The sequence below is a fragment of the Pseudomonas sp. WS 5532 genome (assembly GCF_012985445.1).
Taxonomy (GTDB): Bacteria; Pseudomonadota; Gammaproteobacteria; order Pseudomonadales; family Pseudomonadaceae; genus Aquipseudomonas; species Aquipseudomonas edaphica.
Genome location: NZ_JAAQWK010000010.1, coordinates 183,301 through 199,857 on the forward strand (window position 1 = coordinate 183,301; position 16,557 = coordinate 199,857).

At 61.1% G+C, this 16,557-nt stretch carries 12 protein-coding genes and 1 riboswitch; of the genes, 6 read left to right on the forward strand and 6 right to left on the reverse strand.

The window, feature by feature from the left end; translation table 11 throughout:
- Positions 1–345: 345 nt before the first annotated feature.
- The gene (locus HBO23_RS18700) at positions 346–2,208 is read right to left on the reverse strand and encodes a bifunctional O-antigen ligase/aminoglycoside phosphotransferase family protein (protein WP_099548084.1); all 1,863 of its coding nucleotides are present in this window, start codon (positions 2,206–2,208) and stop codon (positions 346–348) included.
- A 159-nt stretch (positions 2,209–2,367) separates the two neighbouring features.
- Between HBO23_RS18700 and msbA the strand changes: the two genes are divergently transcribed.
- The 3 genes from msbA to HBO23_RS18715 all read left to right on the forward strand — a co-directional run bounded on the left by msbA (position 2,368) and on the right by HBO23_RS18715 (position 6,771).
- On the forward strand, positions 2,368–4,173 hold the full coding sequence (gene msbA / locus HBO23_RS18705; protein ID WP_017138499.1) for a lipid A export permease/ATP-binding protein MsbA: 1,806 nt from the start codon (positions 2,368–2,370) through the stop codon (positions 4,171–4,173).
- 245 nt (positions 4,174–4,418) lie between these two features.
- Positions 4,419–5,843, forward strand: coding sequence for a bifunctional D-glycero-beta-D-manno-heptose-7-phosphate kinase/D-glycero-beta-D-manno-heptose 1-phosphate adenylyltransferase HldE (gene hldE, locus HBO23_RS18710; protein WP_017138498.1), 1,425 nt, complete (start codon positions 4,419–4,421; stop codon positions 5,841–5,843).
- Complete coding sequence (locus HBO23_RS18715) at positions 5,836–6,771, forward strand: NAD-dependent epimerase/dehydratase family protein (protein ID WP_017138497.1); 936 nt, start codon at positions 5,836–5,838, stop codon at positions 6,769–6,771. Before hldE ends, HBO23_RS18715 begins: the two co-directional genes overlap by 8 nt.
- A 141-nt stretch (positions 6,772–6,912) precedes the next feature.
- Here the strand turns inward: HBO23_RS18715 and HBO23_RS18720 are convergent, their stop codons facing one another.
- Genes HBO23_RS18720 through HBO23_RS18735 form a run of 4 tightly spaced genes read right to left on the reverse strand, consistent with a single transcriptional unit; the run spans position 6,913 to position 10,289 of the window.
- Positions 6,913–7,872, reverse strand: coding sequence for a hypothetical protein (locus HBO23_RS18720; protein ID WP_017138496.1), 960 nt, complete (start codon positions 7,870–7,872; stop codon positions 6,913–6,915).
- A gap of 41 nt (positions 7,873–7,913) precedes the next feature.
- Positions 7,914–8,726, reverse strand: coding sequence for an aldo/keto reductase (locus tag HBO23_RS18725; RefSeq protein WP_138450526.1), 813 nt, complete (start codon positions 8,724–8,726; stop codon positions 7,914–7,916).
- The gene (locus HBO23_RS18730) at positions 8,723–9,898 is read right to left on the reverse strand and encodes an FAD-dependent oxidoreductase (protein WP_170039095.1); all 1,176 of its coding nucleotides are present in this window, start codon (positions 9,896–9,898) and stop codon (positions 8,723–8,725) included. The genes HBO23_RS18725 and HBO23_RS18730 overlap by 4 nt, the downstream gene beginning before the upstream one ends.
- Before the next feature lie 55 nt (positions 9,899–9,953).
- Positions 9,954–10,289: a multidrug efflux SMR transporter gene (locus HBO23_RS18735; RefSeq protein WP_017138493.1), complete on the reverse strand. Its 336-nt coding sequence runs from the start codon at positions 10,287–10,289 to the stop codon at positions 9,954–9,956.
- Between the two features lie 106 nt (positions 10,290–10,395).
- On the opposite strand from HBO23_RS18735, the gene HBO23_RS18740 reads away from it, so the two are divergent.
- Positions 10,396–11,286, forward strand: a complete 891-nt coding sequence (locus HBO23_RS18740; protein ID WP_017138492.1) for a LysR family transcriptional regulator — start codon at positions 10,396–10,398, stop codon at positions 11,284–11,286.
- A 23-nt stretch (positions 11,287–11,309) separates the two neighbouring features.
- The gene (waaA, locus tag HBO23_RS18745; RefSeq protein ID WP_170039097.1) at positions 11,310–12,587 is read left to right on the forward strand and encodes a lipid IV(A) 3-deoxy-D-manno-octulosonic acid transferase; all 1,278 of its coding nucleotides are present in this window, start codon (positions 11,310–11,312) and stop codon (positions 12,585–12,587) included.
- Positions 12,588–12,723: 136 nt separating this feature from the next.
- Here waaA and HBO23_RS18750 read toward each other — a convergent pair whose 3' ends face one another.
- Positions 12,724–14,163, reverse strand: a complete 1,440-nt coding sequence (locus HBO23_RS18750) for a TolC family outer membrane protein (protein ID WP_026013800.1) — start codon at positions 14,161–14,163, stop codon at positions 12,724–12,726.
- A 196-nt stretch (positions 14,164–14,359) separates the two neighbouring features.
- Positions 14,360–14,465, forward strand: a riboswitch (TPP riboswitch).
- A gap of 147 nt (positions 14,466–14,612) precedes the next feature.
- On the opposite strand from HBO23_RS18750, the gene thiC reads away from it, so the two are divergent.
- Positions 14,613–16,517 (forward strand): phosphomethylpyrimidine synthase ThiC, encoded by a 1,905-nt coding sequence (gene thiC, locus HBO23_RS18755; protein WP_138453474.1) that lies wholly within the window; start codon positions 14,613–14,615, stop codon positions 16,515–16,517.
- The last annotated feature ends 40 nt before the right edge of the window (positions 16,518–16,557 follow it).

The window sequence follows — 16,557 nt, forward strand, 5'->3', positions numbered from 1 at the left end:
GCCTCGCTATGGCTCGGCATGCCCGCAATCCGCCAGTGATTTGGGGGGTCGCCGCGATGGGCCATCCTTGGCCCAGCGCGGCTAAACCGGCATCCCTGCCGGTTTACCCCCCAAATCACTGTCGAATTGCGGCCATCGTGTTTGACGGGGCGATTTCAGATCAAGATCACGATCAAAAGCGCAGATCAAAAGACCGCTGACTTCGTCATCGAAAAGGATGTAAGGGCCAGAGCAACAGCAGAGCCATACTCGGTCAAAGGTGGGAGCTGGCTTGCCTGCGATAGCATCACCTCGGTGCATCAGAAGTACCGAGGTGTCTGCATCGCAGGCAAGCCAGCTCCCACATCAGGCCGCCGGGCGGGCGAGTGTCAGTACCTGCTCGCGGATTTTCTGCGTGGCGTGCGGCGAAGCCACCGAGGCATAGCCCTTGGCCAATTGCTCGAAGTGAGCTTCGAACAACCAATTGCGATCCTGCGAATAGCGTTGCATATGCTTGAGGTTGCGCTGGCGCAGCGTGTTGCGCAGCGCTGACGGATAGACGCGCATATCCGCCACGTCGATCAGGCCGAACTCGCCGTCTTCCAACAGAAGCACATTGCCCAGGTGCAGGGAGCGGAAGTAGACACCGCGTTCGTGCAGTTGGGCCATAAACCGCCCAAACCGTTCGATCAGCGATTCGCGCAGGCTGCTGTCCAGGCTTTGCAAGGCCTGGCGCAACGTCAGGCCCGGCAGTGGCTGGTAACGCACGGCGGTGCTGCCGTCGCGCAGGCTGTACAGGTCGAGGATCGGCGGTGCTGTAATGCCCAGTGCCTGGAGCTGTTCGCTGTTGCAGGCAAACCGTTCCGAGTACGGGTTGAATGTGCCCGAGGTGTACCAGCGTCGAGCCCTGAACAGCTTAAGGAAGCTGCCATTGCCCAGGCGCAGGACTTTAGGCCCCAGGCCATCTTCCTCGACGATATGCGCGCCTTCGCACAGGGCTTTGAACACCTGTGGCTTGGGCGTGCTCACCACAATGCGCAGCAGGCTGTGGCGCCGCTTGGCGATGCTCAGGCCGGCGATCAGTGCGAGGGGGATCCACAGCAGGAACCAGTGCTCCTTGGGCCGCGACAGGATGCCACCGCCTTCGGTAAGCCCCGCGCCGATGCCGTAGGCCAGCAGCGAGGAAGTCAGGATAAACAGCGGCTGCGCGCGCTCCTTGAGCCCTGCGTACAGCCCGCGGCCAAGCAGGAAGATCCACGGGATAAAGCCGATGATGCCGACGTAATAAAGCACGCCCAAGGCAAAGCTGTGGGGTTCGCGCAGTGGTTCAAAATCGTAGTTGGCAGGTTTTACATACAGTTCGGAGTCGTAGCTGTGGCCAAGCCATGGATGATCGGCGATGCGGTCAAGGATGATTTGCCAGATTTCGAAGCGGAATGAGCTGCCGCGCTCGGTGATCTGTTGCGGGTAAAACAGCAGCAAGCCGGCGGCCGCCAGCACCAGGGCGGCAACCATCAGCGCCGAGCGTCGATTGCGGCTGAGCAGGCCCATCCAGAGGACTGCTATCACCAGTGCAACCAATGGCGTCCTGGAGCCGGTGGCCAGAATTGCCAGGGTCATGACCGCCAGGGCGGGTGCGCTGAGCCACAGTACCCGTAGCCGTTTGGTGGTGACGCAGAGGTACAGCCAATACACGCAGAAAAAGCCGAACAGGTGGGAACTGAGCAGCGGGTTGTCCAAGGCGCCGAGGCCGCCAATCATGCGCATGCTCGGCTCGAAGCCTTTGACGAATGCCACCAGGTTTAACAGCGTCACCACCAGCGCAATCACGGCGGCGCTGAAGAAGATCGGCTTGAACAGGTCATTGCGGTAATGCAGCAGCAGCCCGCAGCCGGCAAACAACATGAACGTCTGCAACGGGATCTTGAACAGGTTGGAGTCGCCGGTGGGTTCCGGGCTCCAGAGCACCGTGATCATTGCCCATGCGCAAAATGCTGTGAAGGCAAGCACCAGCGGCTCGCGTAGTAACTCTTTGAGTTCACGTGGGCGCAGGCACAGCAGGAGCAAGGCCGGCAGGGCAAAGAAAATATAGAAGCCGCGGTGCATGACATTGCGATTGTTGACGAAAAACAGCGAACTCAGAAGCAACAATAAGCCAATGGGCAAAATCCAGAGGACCAGGAAGTCGAAAACGCGATTTGTGCCATAGGTAAGGCGCTTGGAGTGCATACAGTAAAGCCGTTCCAGAATAGAGAAAGCCGACCATGTTAAGACAGTGGCTATATAATGTCGCCCGTTGGATCCAGCCGGGCCGCGGGTCACGCCGGGTGCAAGTACAACAGAGAAGCTGTGCTAAAGTCAGCCTCCTTTTTCAAAACGCCGCGTGATATGACCGACTCCAGTCCGAGCGCAAGCCCTTCGAGCTTGAAAATATACTTCCGCCTGCTCATGTACGTTAAGCCTTACGCCGGCTTGTTCGCGTTGAGTATTGTCGGATTTCTGATTTTCGCGTCGACCCAGCCTATGCTGGGGTACATCCTCAAGTACTTTGTCGACGGCCTATCCAATCCTGACGCCGTGCTGTTCCCCAGCGTCCCATTCCTGCGTGACATGAAATTGTTGCAAGCCGTGCCGTTGCTGATCATTTTGATCGCCGCCTGGCAGGGCCTGGGTTCGTTCCTGGGCAACTACTTGCTGGCCAAGGTTTCCCTGGGCCTGGTTCACGACTTGCGTGTGCAGCTGTTCAACAACCTGCTGACGCTGCCCAACCGTTATTTCGACAACCACAACTCCGGGCACCTGATTTCGCGCATCACCTTCAACGTGACCATGGTTACGGGGGCGGCCACCGATGCCATCAAGGTGGTGATTCGCGAAGGCATGACGGTAATCTTCCTGTTTGCCTCGCTGCTGTTCATGAACTGGCGCCTGACGCTGGTGATGATCGCCATCCTGCCGTTGATTGCAGTGATGGTCAGCACGGCCAGCAAGAAATTCCGCAAGCAGAGCAAGAAGATCCAGGTGGCCATGGGCGATGTGACCCACGTGGCTTCGGAAACCATCCAGGGCTATCGCGTGGTGCGCAGCTTCGGCGGTGAAGTCTACGAAGAGAAACGCTTCTTCAAGGCCAGCCAGGGCAACACCGACAAGCAACTGCGCATGACCCGCACCGGGGCCATCTACACCCCGTTGCTGCAGTTGGTGATCTATACCGCCATGGCGGTGCTGATGTTCCTGGTGCTCTACCTTCGCGGTGATGCGTCGGCCGGTGACATGGTGGCTTACATCACGTTGGCCGGGCTGTTGCCCAAGCCGATCCGCCAGCTGTCGGAAGTCAGCTCGACCATCCAGAAAGGCGTGGCCGGTGCTGAAAGCATTTTCGAACAGTTGGACGAAGAACAGGAAGTCGATCGCGGCAGCGTCGAGCGCGACAAGGTTAGCGGCCGCCTGGAAGTGCGTAACCTGAACTTCACTTACCCAGGCACCGAGCGCCATGTGCTCAAGGACATCACCTTCACCGCGGAGCCCGGGCAGATGATCGCCCTGGTCGGCCGTTCCGGCAGCGGCAAGTCCACACTGGCCAGCCTGATCCCGCGTTTCTACCACCACGAAAGCGGCGAAATCCTGCTCGACGGCGTAGAGGTCGAAGACTACAAGCTGCTTAACCTGCGCAAGCATATTGCCCAGGTGACCCAGCATGTCACGCTGTTCAGCGACACCGTGACCAACAACATCGCCTACGGCGACCTGGCCGGCGCGCCACGGGCCGACGTTGAAGCGGCGGCGGCGGATGCTTACGCCAAGGATTTCATCGACCAGTTGCCGAAAGGCTTCGATACCCAGGTGGGCGAGAACGGCGTGCTGCTTTCCGGCGGCCAACGCCAGCGCCTGGCCATTGCCCGGGCCCTGCTGAAGAACGCGCCACTGCTGATTCTCGACGAGGCCACCTCGGCCCTCGACACCGAATCCGAGCGCCACATTCAGGCGGCCCTGGACAAGGTCATGCAGGGTCGCACGACCCTGGTAATTGCCCACCGCCTGTCCACCATCGAGAAGGCCGACCTGATCCTGGTGATGGACGACGGTCGGATCGTCGAGCGCGGCAGCCACGCCGAGCTGCTGGCCCAGAACGGCTACTACGCCCGCCTGCATGCCATGGGCCTGGATGCCCCGGTGCCGGCCGACATCACCTAAACCTTGTGGGAGCGGGCTCTTGTGGCGAGGGAGCTTGCTCCCGCTGGGCGACGTAGTCGCCCCAGAACAACACTGTGTTTCTCTGTTAAAACGCGGTGCCGCATTCAGGAGTGCTTCGCACTCCAGCGGGAGCAAGCTCCCTCGCCACAAAGGTTCCCCGGGATCTTCTGTGCACACCCTCCACAAGCCTCCCATAACCCTGTGCTAATATCGCGCCCCTGTTCATTTTGTATGTGGGTTGCTCCATGAAGTTGTCCATGCCGCGATTCGATCAAGCCCCTGTCTTGGTGGTCGGCGATGTCATGCTCGACCGTTACTGGCATGGCGGTACCTCACGGATTTCCCCTGAGGCACCGGTACCGGTAGTCAAGGTCGAGCAAATCGAAGACCGTCCAGGTGGCGCTGCCAACGTTGCCCTCAATATTGCCGCCCTCGGCGCCCCGGCCTCCCTGGTGGGTGTGACCGGCGACGACGAAGCCGCCGACAGCCTGGCCAACAGCCTGCGCGGTGCCGGTGTGCGCGCGCTGTTCCAGCGCATTGCCCATCAGCCGACCATCGTCAAGCTGCGGGTCATGAGCCGTCACCAGCAATTGCTGCGTATCGATTTCGAAGAACCCTTCGCCACCGACGCCCTGGCCCTCAGCGGCCAGGTCGACGCGCTGCTCGAAGGTATCAAGGTGCTGGTGTTGTCCGACTACGGCAAAGGCGCCTTGAAAAACCACCAGATGCTGATCCAGGCCGCCAAGGCCCGCGGCATTCCGGTATTGGCCGATCCCAAGGGCAAGGACTTCTCGATTTATCGGGGCGCCAGCCTGATCACACCAAACCTCAGTGAGTTCGAAGCCATTGTCGGCGGTTGCGCCGATGAGCATGAGCTGGTGACCAAAGGCGCGGCGTTGATGGCCGATCTCGACCTGGGCGCCTTGCTGGTGACCCGTGGCGAGCACGGCATGACCCTGCTGCGCCCGGACCACCCGGCGATGCACCTGCCGGCCCGTGCCCGTGAAGTGTTCGACGTCACCGGTGCCGGTGACACCGTCATCTCCACCCTGGCCGCCTCGATTGCGGCGGGTGAAGAACTGCCCCACGCCGTGGCCCTGGCCAATCTGGCGGCGGGTATTGTGGTGGGCAAACTGGGTACCGCGGCTATCAGCGCACCCGAGCTGCGCCGGGCGATCCAGCGTTCCGAAGGCTCGGAGCGCGGCGTGCTGGGCATCGAGCAATTGCTGCTGGCCATCGACGACGCCCGTGCCCACAAAGAAAGCATTGTGTTCACCAACGGCTGCTTCGACATCCTGCATGCTGGCCACGTGACTTATCTGGAACAGGCGCGCGCCCAAGGCGACCGCCTGATCGTGGCAGTCAACGATGACGCTTCGGTGAGCCGCTTGAAAGGCCCGGGCCGTCCGATCAACAGTGTCGATCGCCGCATGGCGGTATTGGCCGGTTTGGGCGCGGTGGACTGGGTGATCAGCTTCTCTGAAGGCACCCCGGAAAACCTGCTGGCCCAGGTCAAGCCGGACGTGTTGGTCAAGGGTGGCGACTATTCTGTCGACCAGGTTGTGGGGGCCGACATCGTCAGCGCCTACGGCGGTACGGTCAAAGTGCTGGGGTTGGTTGAGAACAGCTCGACCACAGCCATTGTCGAGAAGATCCGCAACAATGAGTAATGCTGAAAAGTGGGTGTTGATCACCGGAGGTGCCGGCTTTATCGGCTCGCACTTGGTCGATGCGCTACTTGCCAAAGGCTATGCCGTGCGGGTGCTGGATGACTTGTCCACCGGCAAACGCAGCAATTTGCCGCTGGATAATCCGCGCGTACAACTGATTGAAGGCAATGTCGCCAATGCCGAGTTGGTGGCGCAAGCCGCCGTCGGCGCCACCGCCGTCGTGCACCTGGCTGCTGTGGCTTCAGTGCAGGCCTCGGTGGATGATCCGGTGAGCACGCACCAGAGCAATTTCGTCGGCACCCTGAATGTCTGCGAAGCCATGCGCAAGGCTGGCGTGAAGCGCGTGGTGTTTGCCTCCAGCGCGGCGGTGTATGGCAACAACGGCGAGGGTGCTTCGATTGACGAAGACACCACCAAGGCGCCGCTGACGCCTTACGCGTCGGACAAGTTGGCGGGCGAGCACTACTTTGATTTCTATCGCCGCCAGCATGGCCTGGAACCGGTGATTTTCCGTTTCTTCAACATTTTCGGGCCACGCCAGGACCCGTCATCGCCGTATTCCGGCGTGATCAGTATCTTCAGCGAGCGTGTGCAGCAGGGTGTGCCGATCAGCGTGTTTGGCGACGGCGAGCAAACCCGGGATTTCATGTACGTGGAAGACCTGGTGGATGTGCTGGTCCAGGCCATCGAAGCGCCCGAAGCGCCACTGGGTGCGATCAACGTGGGATGGAACCGCACGACCACGCTCAAGCAGGTGCTTCAGGCGTTGGAAGAGGTGGTGGGGCAGTTGCCGGTGATCACTTACGGGCCGGCGCGCTCGGGTGATATCCGCCATTCGCGGGCGAATAACCAGCGCCTGTTGGCGAGCTTTACGCTGCCGGAGCCGACGCCGCTGAAGGTCGGCCTGGAGCGCTTGCTTAACGGCTGACCTCGGTCATCTGTGGGAGCTGGCTTGTGTGGGAGCTGGCTTGCCTGCGATGGCATCAACTGGGTTTGCCTGATGTACCGAGTTGCCTGCATCGCAGGCAAGCCAGCTCCCACACAAGCCAGCTCCCACATTGGATTTGCGTCAGCCTTTGGCCTTTTTCTTCGGCACGATCTTGCGCAGCACCCGTTGCGCCAATCGCTTCAACTTCGACTCCTTCTCAGGCTCCGCCAGGCCTTGTTGGCGCAGCCAATCCTTCCAGCGAATGCGCTCATCGCGCACCAGCCAGCCTTCCTGCTGAGCGAAGCTTTCCGCCAGGTACAAGCCGCGTGTGCTGGCCGGGTATAGCTGGTCTTTCTTGACGGTGTACAACTCTGCCAGCGGCTGGCCGTCCTTCAACGGCATCAGGTACAGGTCGGGCCGCTGACGGTCCAGGCGTGCCACCAACTGGTCGCCTTCGAGGCGCTCATCCACATGGAACAGGCTCAAGGACTTGGCTTCCTTGGGGACTTCAAGGCGCAAGTCATAAATCAATTGCAGCGACGCCGTCGGCAGATGCACATACGCCCGTGGGCGCTCGATCAGTTGCATGGTGGCGCAGCGCACCGGGCGAGCGGCGCCGGACAGCGGGCTCAAGCGAAACGGCAGGGCTTCACGGTAATGCAGCGCGGCGGAGTAGGGCGCGGGCAGCCAGGTGTCATTGAAGCGCCCGCCCAGCCAGCCTTCGGGCGTCTCCAGCAGGCATTCTTCGGCAATTTCCTGGATAGCGGTGTGCAGTGGCAGGTTCAGTTCGTGGGCGGGTACGTAGCCGGAGATCAGCTTGAGCACCACGTCGCCACGGTCCTGGCGGCGCTGGCGCACCAGTACCCAGTAATCCTTGTTCTGCCAATGCAGGGTCAGGCGCACCGACACGCCGAGGTTGGCCAGTTCCAGGGCGAAACGTTCAGGGTTTGCCACCTCCACCGGCTTGCGCCGTTGCAGGGTCTGGGCGAAGTTGAGCGGCATGCCCACGCTCTGGTAACTCAGGCCTTCGGGGGTGGCTTCGACGTGCAGCGGCAGTGTCTTGAAGTTACTGGGGTTTTTTCTAATCAGCGTTCGCGGCATGTCGGCTCCTTCTTGCGACGGGGTCGGCCGCGTGGGCGGCATCAGAGTTGACGAATGACCTGGGCAGCGGTCGCCACGTTGTGGGCCAGGTGCAGCGGATTAATGGTCCCGACAATAGCACTGGCGACGCCCGTTTGCGCAAACAACAGCATGAAACTGGCATGAATTGGATCCATTCCTGGCTCAAGGCACACGTGGCCGCTGGCCAGAGCTTTTTTCACCAGGATGCCTTTGCCGTGGGCGGCGGCGTAATCGATCACGGCTTTCTCGGCCTGTTCATTCAGATTGTAGGTGACCATCGCGCAATCACCTTGTTCCAGAGCCTTCACGCCACCTTCGACGGTTTTGCCGGAGAAGCCGAAACCACGGATCTTGCCCTCTTTTTTCAGCTGCGCCAGGGTCTCGTACACCTCGCAATCATTGAGGATATGCAGGTCATTGCCGTCAGAATGCACCAGCACCAGATCGATGAAATCCGTTTCAAGTCGTTTCAAGCTGCGCTCAATGGACATGCGCGTATGCGCGGCACTGAAATCGTGATGGGACACGCCGTCGGCAAACTCTTCGCCGACCTTGCTGACAATCACCCAGTCGTTGCGCTGGCCGCGTAGCAGTGGCCCCAGGCGCTCCTCACTGCGCCCGTAAGCCGGCGCGGTGTCGATCAGGTTGATGCCCAATTGCTGGGCCTGGCGCAATAACATCCGTGCTTCGTCGTCATTGGGAATCTGGAAGCCGTTGGGGTATTTCACCCCTTGATCACGGCCCAGCTTGACGGTGCCCAGGCCCAGCGGCGAGACCAGCAGGCCGGTGCTGCCCAGTGGTCGATGCAGGTCGTGCAGGGTTGGCAGGCTCATGGCAACAGTTGCTCCCAGGCAGGTTGGCCGAGGGTCGGTTTTGGCAGCTCGGGCAGCGCGTCGCTGGCGCTTGGACGAATGCCGTCGCGTTCCAGGGCGTTGAGTACACGATCGGCGAAGTCCGGTGCCAGCGCCAGTTTGGTCGGCCAGCCCACCAGCAGGCGGCCTTGTTCGGCGAGGAAGGCATTGTCGGGGCGGCTCAGGCCCGATTGCAGCGGCTCGGCACGCTCGACACGCAGGGTGGCCCATTGGGTCTGGCTCATGTCGATCCACGGCAGTAACTGCGCCAGCTCTTTTTGCGCAGTGGCGATCTGTTCTTGTGGTGTGCGGGCCACGCCATCCGCCTCGGCGATATCGCCGCCCATGTACCACACCCAGTTGCCGTCGGCAGCCGGGTGAGTGGTGATGGTAAGGCGCGGCTTGGTGCCGCCGCCCAGGCAGTGCGCATACAGCGGCTTCAGGCCCGGGCCTTTGGCGATGATCATATGCAATGGGCGGGTTTGCATGGCGGGCTGGCTGAGGCCCAGGGCCGTCAGTAACTCAGCGGTGCCGCCACCGGCACTCAGCACGATGCGCTGGGCGCGGATCTCGCGGCCATCGACCTTCAGGCCCACCAAGGTATCGCCTTCAAGCAGCGGTTCGATGTGTTGCCCGGCGAGCAAGCCGTCGCCGGCCAATTGCGCCAGGCGTTCGATCAGGCTGGGCACATCGATGACCAGTTCGGCCAGGCGATAGACTTTGCCCTTGAAGCGACGGTCCTGCAGGGCTGGCGGCAATTCGTCGCCCTTGACCTGATCGACGCGGCCACGCACGGCTTTACTGGCGAAGAAGCTGGTGAGGTTGCCGGCGATCGTGCCGGGCGACCACAGGTAATGGGCTTCGGAGAGCAAGCGCACGCCGGTCAGGTCCAACTCGCCGTTACCCGCCAGGGCTTCGCGCCAGCGGCGCGGCATGTCGGCAATGGCTTCGGACGCGCCGGTGAGGGCGCCGTGCAGGGCGTATTTCGCGCCGCCGTGAATGATACCTTGGGACTTCACGCTTTGCCCGCCGCCCAAGGTAGCGCTTTCCACCACCACCGTGGAAAACCCCTCGCGGCGCAGGCGTGCGTTAAGCCAGAGGCCGGCAACCCCGGCGCCGACAATCAGAACGTCGGTGGAAATAACGGATGGCATCGGCGACCTCAGTGTTCAAGACAAGAGGCGCAGTATACAGGCTGTAGCGTGGCGGTCAGTGCCCGGCGGTTTTCGAGAACAGTTGAATCACCACCACACCCAGCACAATCAGGCCCATGCCCAGCATTGCCGGTACATCCAGCTTCTGTCCGTAGATAAACAGCGCGGCGATACTGACCATTACAATGCCCAGTCCGGCCCAGACCGCATAGGCGATGCCCACCGGCACCGTGCGCACCACCAGCGTGAGCATCCAGAAGGCCACGCCATACCCCACAATCATCAGCAACAGCGGAATCGGCGTGCTCAAGCCCTTGACGGCTTTCATGGAAACGGTCGCGATCACTTCCGAGCAAATGGCAATGGCCAGGTAAACGTAGGCAACATTCATGGGGGAATCCTCGGTGTGATACGTGCTTGATTAGGTCCGCATTTTAACCCTTCGCGAGATGAGATAAAGTCATTACCTATCCGATTTAAAGATGGGTTGTTGAGTCATGAGCGTGCAATGGAACCTGGAACAGATGCGCCTGTTTGTCAGCGTCGCCGAGCAGCGCTCGTTTTCGGCGGTGGCGCGTGGGCAGCGCAAGGCGCAATCGGCGGTGAGTAACGCAATTGCCCTGCTGGAAGCGGACCTTGGGCTTAGCCTGTTCGAGCGCAGCAGCGGCCGTCAGCCCCGTCTGACTGAAGCCGGCAGTGTGTTGCTGGAAGAAGCGCGTGAGGTGCTGCGCCAATGTGAACGGCTCAATGGTCGGGCGTTGTCGCTGACCCGTGGTGAAGAAGCCTGCCTGCGCCTGGCCCAGGACGAAGCCATGTTATTTCAGCCGGTGCTCGACAGCCTTGAAGCGTTGGCCCGGCAATACCCGCTGCTGGAAGTACAACTTTCCAGCGCCGCGCAAGGCGATGTGGCGCGCAAGCTGGTGGAGCGCAAGGCCGACCTGGGTTTGCTGTTCTATCACGACCAGATCCCCGAAGCGCTTGAGCGGCGGGTGGTGGGCAGCGTGGAAATGGTCACGGTGTGCGGCGTGAATCATCCACTGGCCCAGGACAAATACGTGACTTGCCAGCGCCTGGCGCAGTTCCGGCAACTGCTGATGTCGACCCAGACCAGCGTGTACCCCGGCAGTGAAGCCGCGAGCCCCCTGGTGTGGCGTGCCGACAGCTTCTACGTATTGGCCGAATGGCTGATGAGTGGCCTGGGCTGGGCCTGGCTGCCTCGGCACATCGTGCAGTACCCGGCCTATCAACAGCAGATGGTCGAGCTGGACAGCGAATGGACGCCGCCGGCGCTGGTGGTGGAGCTGGTCTGGCGCCGCGACGAGCACCTGGGCCCGGCCGCACGCTTCCTGACCGAGCGATTTGCCGAGTGCTTGCAGGCGATCGACTGAAAAAGCCGATAAACTCCGCCGCCATGAATAGAACTCTCTACAGCTGTCTGTTTTACCTAGCGCTGCCGTTGGTGGCTTTACGTCTGTGGCTGCGCGCGCGCAAGGCGCCGGCGTATGCAAAACGTATCGGCGAGCGGTTTTCCTATGGCCTGCCGGTGATGCAGCCGGGCGGGATCTGGGTGCATGCGGTGTCGGTAGGCGAAAGTATCGCGGCCGCGCCGATGATTCGCGGGTTGATGGAGCGCCACCCGACGCTGCCGATCACCGTTACCTGCATGACGCCCACCGGCTCGGAGCGTATCCAGGCGCTGTTCGCCAATGAACCGCGCATTCAGCACTGCTACTTGCCCTATGACTTGCCTTGCGCCGCCAAGCGCTTTCTTGATCGTGTGCAGCCCAGGCTCGCCGTGATCATGGAAACCGAGCTGTGGCCCAACCACATCCACGCCTGCGCTCAGCGTGGTATTCCGGTAGCGCTGGCCAATGCGCGGCTGTCGGCACGCTCGGCCAAAGGTTATGCACGCTTTGCCAAGCTGACCGCGCCGATGCTGGCCGAGATGAGCCTGTTCGCGGTGCAGACAAAAACCGAAGCCCAGCGTTTTTTGAGCCTGGGCGCACGACCACAAACCGTTGAAGTCACCGGCTCGATCAAGTTCGACCTGACCATCGATCCGCAACTGCCGGTGCGTGCCGCCGCCTTGCGCGAGCAATGGGGCGCCACCGAGCGCCCGGTGTGGATCGCCGCCAGCACCCACGAAGGCGAGGATGAAGTGGTGCTGGCCGCCCATCGCCAACTGCTCGAAAGTTACCCCAACGCGCTGCTGATTCTGGTGCCGCGTCATCAGGAGCGCTTCGGGCCGATGTTCGAGTTGTGCGAGCAACAAGGCTTTGCCACGGTGCGCCGCTCCAGCACTGAATCGGTGACGGCGCAGACCTCCGTGCTGCTCGGTGACACCATGGGCGAGCTGCTATTCCTTTACGCCCTGGCCGACAGCGCCTTCGTCGGCGGTAGCCTGGTGCCTACCGGCGGCCACAACCCGCTGGAACCGGCTGCGCTGGCCAAGCCTGTGATCATGGGGCCACACCTGTTCAACTTCCTCGAAATCAGCGCGATGATGCGTGAGGCCGGGGCGTTGCGTGAGGTGGATGATGCGCAAGGCTTGGCAGAAGCCGTGCGGCAGTTGTTCGAACTGCCGCAGGATGCGCGCAAGATGGCAGAGGCGGGATTGAAGGTGATGCAGGCCAACCAGGGTGCGCTGAAACGCTTACTGGATGGTTTGGACAAACTGCTCAATCACTGAACCAACGCGGACCAAAATGTGGGAGCTGGCTTGCCTGCGATAGCATCAACTGGGCATGTCTGATGTACCGAGTTGCCTGCATCGCAGGCAAGCCAGCTCCCACACAAGCCAGCTCCCACATTGGTTTGTGGTGTGTTTAGTAGCCCGGGCGGGCTTTGAGCTGCTCGGCGGCGGCCTTGGCCAGATCCGGCGGCAGGAAATCCTTGTCCGGGTTGTAGTCAGCCTTGAGGTAACGCGTCAGGTCCTGCAAATCCCCAGGGCTGAGCGTGCCCGCCGCCTGCTTCAAGCGCAGGTTGTCGAGGATGTAGTCGTAGCGGCTGTTGTTGTAGTTGCGCACCGACGAGTACAGCTGGCGTTGTGAATCCAGCACATCGACGATATTGCGCGTACCCACTTGATAGCCGATTTCCGTGGCTTCCACCGCGCTCTGGTTGGAGATGATCGACTGGCGGCGCGCCTGCACCTGTTCCACATCGGTGTTCACCGCGCGGTGCAGATTACGGGTGTTTTCCACCACCTGGCGGCGCAGGCCTTCGCGTTGCTGTTCCGTCTGGTCGAGGCGTGAATAGGATTCGCGCACTTGCGAGCTGGTCAAACCGCCGCTGTAGATCGGGATATTCAGGCGTAGGCCGATGGTGCGCTGAGACACATCACCACCGTACGGCACGGGCAATTGGTTCGGGTTGCTGAAACCCAGCGCGTCGTTGTCGCCTTTTTCGTATTGCGCCACGGCGTCGAGGGTCGGCAAGTGGCCGGCCTTGCGCTGGCGCAGGGTTTCTTCGGCAGCGGTCACTGCGTAGTTGCTGGCCAGCAAGTTCAAGTTTTGGCGGCCGGCGGTTTCGACCCAGGATTTGGCGTCATTCGGCGCCGGTGGCAGCACCGGCAGCGTGTGCACGATGCCCTGGATCGCGTTGTATTGGCGGTTGGTCAGCGTGATCAGCGCCTCAAAGGCGTCGTCCACCTGGCGTTGGGCGACGATGCGGTTGGCGCGGGCTGTGTCGTAGCTGGCCTGGGATTGCAGCACGTCGGTCTTGTCCGACAGGCCTACATCAAAGCGTTCGTTGGACTGGTCGAGCTGGCGCTTGAAGGCGTTTTCTTCGGCCTTGGTCGACGCCAGGTTGTCCTGGGCGCGCAGCACGGCGAAGTAGCTTTCGGCGCTTTGCAGGATCAGGTTCTGTTCAGTCGCCGAGAGTTGCAGCGAAGCTTGTTCGTTGACGGCTTCGGCGGCTTGCAGCTGGAACCAGCGATCAGCGCGGAACAGCGGCTGGCTCAAGGTTGCACGCCAGGAGTGCGCGTCACGGTTGACGGTGGCTGCCGGTTGGTCGATCTGGGTGCGCACGTTATTGCTGTCGGCGCCGGCCGACAGGTTCGGCAGCAAACCGGCGCGAGCCTGGGGCACCACTTCTTTTTGCGCGCCATATTGAGCGCGGGCGGCGGCCAGGTCGGCGTTGTTGTTCACCGCTTCCTGGTAGACGCTGACCAAGTCGGTTTTGGCGGACAAGGGCGCTTCAGCTGCCCAGACCATTCCATTGGTCGCACAAGACACGGCAAGAGCCAGTGAGAGTTTGCGCAGCATGAGGCGATCCCTAGTGTGAATATTACGACTGTAATTAAGCGCCCAAGGCTAAGGCTGGCCATTCCTGGCGTCAAGCATTGTGACGACGCCCGAGTGTAGTGGCGCTGACCCCGCGCAACAATCCCGCAATCACGCCATTCATCACGCTGAATACACCGCTATTGGCAATTTGCCCACACCATGGTCTAGACTGGCCGCGTTCTTGTCGGGGTGCCTTGTTGGAAGGCTGAGATCGGTAAATACCGGATCCCGTTGAACCTGATCAGGTTAACGCCTGCGTAGGGAACAAGATTTCTCGTCACCCGGCGAGTCCTCTTGTGCTTCGTCCGGGATGTTGTTCGACAATCGAACAGCCCTCGTGCCTTGCACAGCACTGGTTTCAGTGCGTCCATCCGTCACAGGTTCGCTCCGACAAAAATCCACCGCCTGGATAAGTTGGAGAGCCCGTGATGAGCACTGAATTAAAAAGCCAAAAATTAAAAAATACCGTGCACCTGAGTGAATCGGCCAAAGTCGACTCCGGCTCCGTGCAGCCGTTTACCCGCTCGCAAAAAATCTACGTGCAAGGCACTCGCCCGGACATTCGTGTGCCTATGCGTGAAATCAGCCTGGACGTGACGCCCACCGATTTCGGCGGTGAAATCAACGCACCGGTGGTGGTGTACGACACCTCCGGCCCGTACACCGACCCCAACGTCATCATTGACGTGCGCAAAGGCCTGGGTGATGTGCGTTCGCCGTGGATCGAAGTGCGTGGCGACACCGAGCGCCTGTCCGGCCTGAGTTCGCACTTTGGCCAACAGCGCCTCAGCGATGCTGAGCTCACCGCACTGCGCTTTGCCCACGTGAAGAACCCGCGCCGCGCCAAGGCAGGTGCCAACGTCACGCAGATGCACTACGCGCGCAAAGGCATCATTACCGCCGAGATGGAATACGTCGCCATCCGCGAAAACATGAAGCTTGAAGAAGCCCGTGCCAGTGGCCTGCTCGACCAGCAGCACGCCGGTCACAGCTTCGGCGCCAGCGTGCCGAAAATCATCACGCCTGAGTTTGTGCGCGAAGAAATCGCCCGTGGCCGCGCGATTATCCCGGCCAACATCAACCACACCGAACTGGAGCCAATGATCATCGGCCGTAACTTCCTGGTGAAGATCAACGGCAATATCGGCAACAGTGCGTTGGGTTCGTCCATTGAAGAAGAAGTGGCGAAATTGACCTGGGGCATTCGCTGGGGTTCGGACACGGTGATGGACCTGTCCACTGGCAAGCACATCCACGAAACCCGCGAGTGGATCATCCGCAACTCGCCGGTGCCGATTGGCACCGTTCCGATCTATCAAGCCTTGGAAAAAGTCGGCGGCGCCGCCGAAGACCTGACGTGGGAGCTGTTCCGCGACACCCTGATCGAACAGGCCGAGCAGGGCGTCGACTACTTCACCATCCACGCAGGCGTGCTGCTGCGCTATGTGCCGCTGACTGCCAAACGCGTGACCGGCATCGTGTCCCGTGGCGGTTCGATCATGGCCAAGTGGTGCCTGGCGCACCACAAAGAGAACTTTACCTACACGCATTTCGACGAAATCTGCGAAATCATGAAGGCCTATGACGTCAGCTTCTCCCTTGGCGACGGCTTGCGCCCAGGCTCGATTGCCGACGCCAACGATGCTGCGCAATTCGGCGAACTGGAAACCCTCGGCGAGCTGACCAAAATCGCCTGGAAGCACGACGTGCAAACCATGATCGAAGGCCCGGGCCACGTGCCGATGCAGTTGATCAAGGAGAACATGGACAAGCAGCTCGAATGCTGCGACGAGGCGCCGTTCTACACCCTCGGCCCGCTGACCACCGACATCGCACCGGGCTACGACCACATCACCTCGGGTATCGGTGCGGCGATGATCGGCTGGTTCGGTTGCGCCATGCTCTGCTATGTCACGCCCAAGGAACACTTGGGTTTGCCGAACAAGGATGACGTGAAGACCGGGATCATCACCTACAAGATCGCCGCGCACGCTGCGGACTTGGCCAAGGGGCATCCGGGCGCGCAGATTCGTGACAACGCCTTGAGCAAGGCGCGCTTCGAGTTCCGCTGGGAAGACCAGTTCAACCTCGGCCTGGACCCTGACACCGCGCGTTCGTATCACGATGAAACCTTGCCGAAGGACTCGGCCAAGGTCGCGCACTTCTGTTCGATGTGCGGGCCGAAATTCTGCTCGATGAAAATTACCCAGGAAGTACGCGAGTACGCCGCCAACCAGCGCATTGAAGCGGTGGACGTGGACGTGGCCAAGGGCTTGGCCGAGCAGGCGGAACGGTTCAAGCAGGAAGGCAGTCAGCTGTACAAGAAGGTCTGACATCCACGATCGTTCCCACGCTCAGCGTGGGAATGCATCC

Excerpts from the sequence above, each read along its gene's own strand:
- thiC (WP_138453474.1), top strand. The coding sequence starts at position 14,613 with ATGAGCACTGAATTAAAAAGCCAAAAATTAAAAAATACCGTGCACCTG.
- HBO23_RS18730 (WP_170039095.1), bottom strand. The coding sequence starts at position 9,898 with ATGCCATCCGTTATTTCCACCGACGTTCTGATTGTCGGCGCCGGGGTT.
- HBO23_RS18720 (WP_017138496.1), bottom strand. The coding sequence starts at position 7,872 with ATGCCGCGAACGCTGATTAGAAAAAACCCCAGTAACTTCAAGACACTG.
- hldE (WP_017138498.1), top strand. The coding sequence starts at position 4,419 with ATGAAGTTGTCCATGCCGCGATTCGATCAAGCCCCTGTCTTGGTGGTC.
- HBO23_RS18700 (WP_099548084.1), bottom strand. The coding sequence starts at position 2,208 with ATGCACTCCAAGCGCCTTACCTATGGCACAAATCGCGTTTTCGACTTC.
- HBO23_RS18735 (WP_017138493.1), bottom strand. The coding sequence starts at position 10,289 with ATGAATGTTGCCTACGTTTACCTGGCCATTGCCATTTGCTCGGAAGTG.
- HBO23_RS18750 (WP_026013800.1), bottom strand. The coding sequence starts at position 14,163 with ATGCTGCGCAAACTCTCACTGGCTCTTGCCGTGTCTTGTGCGACCAAT.
- waaA (WP_170039097.1), top strand. The coding sequence starts at position 11,310 with ATGAATAGAACTCTCTACAGCTGTCTGTTTTACCTAGCGCTGCCGTTG.
- HBO23_RS18715 (WP_017138497.1), top strand. The coding sequence starts at position 5,836 with ATGAGTAATGCTGAAAAGTGGGTGTTGATCACCGGAGGTGCCGGCTTT.
- HBO23_RS18725 (WP_138450526.1), bottom strand. The coding sequence starts at position 8,726 with ATGAGCCTGCCAACCCTGCACGACCTGCATCGACCACTGGGCAGCACC.
- msbA (WP_017138499.1), top strand. The coding sequence starts at position 2,368 with ATGACCGACTCCAGTCCGAGCGCAAGCCCTTCGAGCTTGAAAATATAC.
- HBO23_RS18740 (WP_017138492.1), top strand. The coding sequence starts at position 10,396 with ATGAGCGTGCAATGGAACCTGGAACAGATGCGCCTGTTTGTCAGCGTC.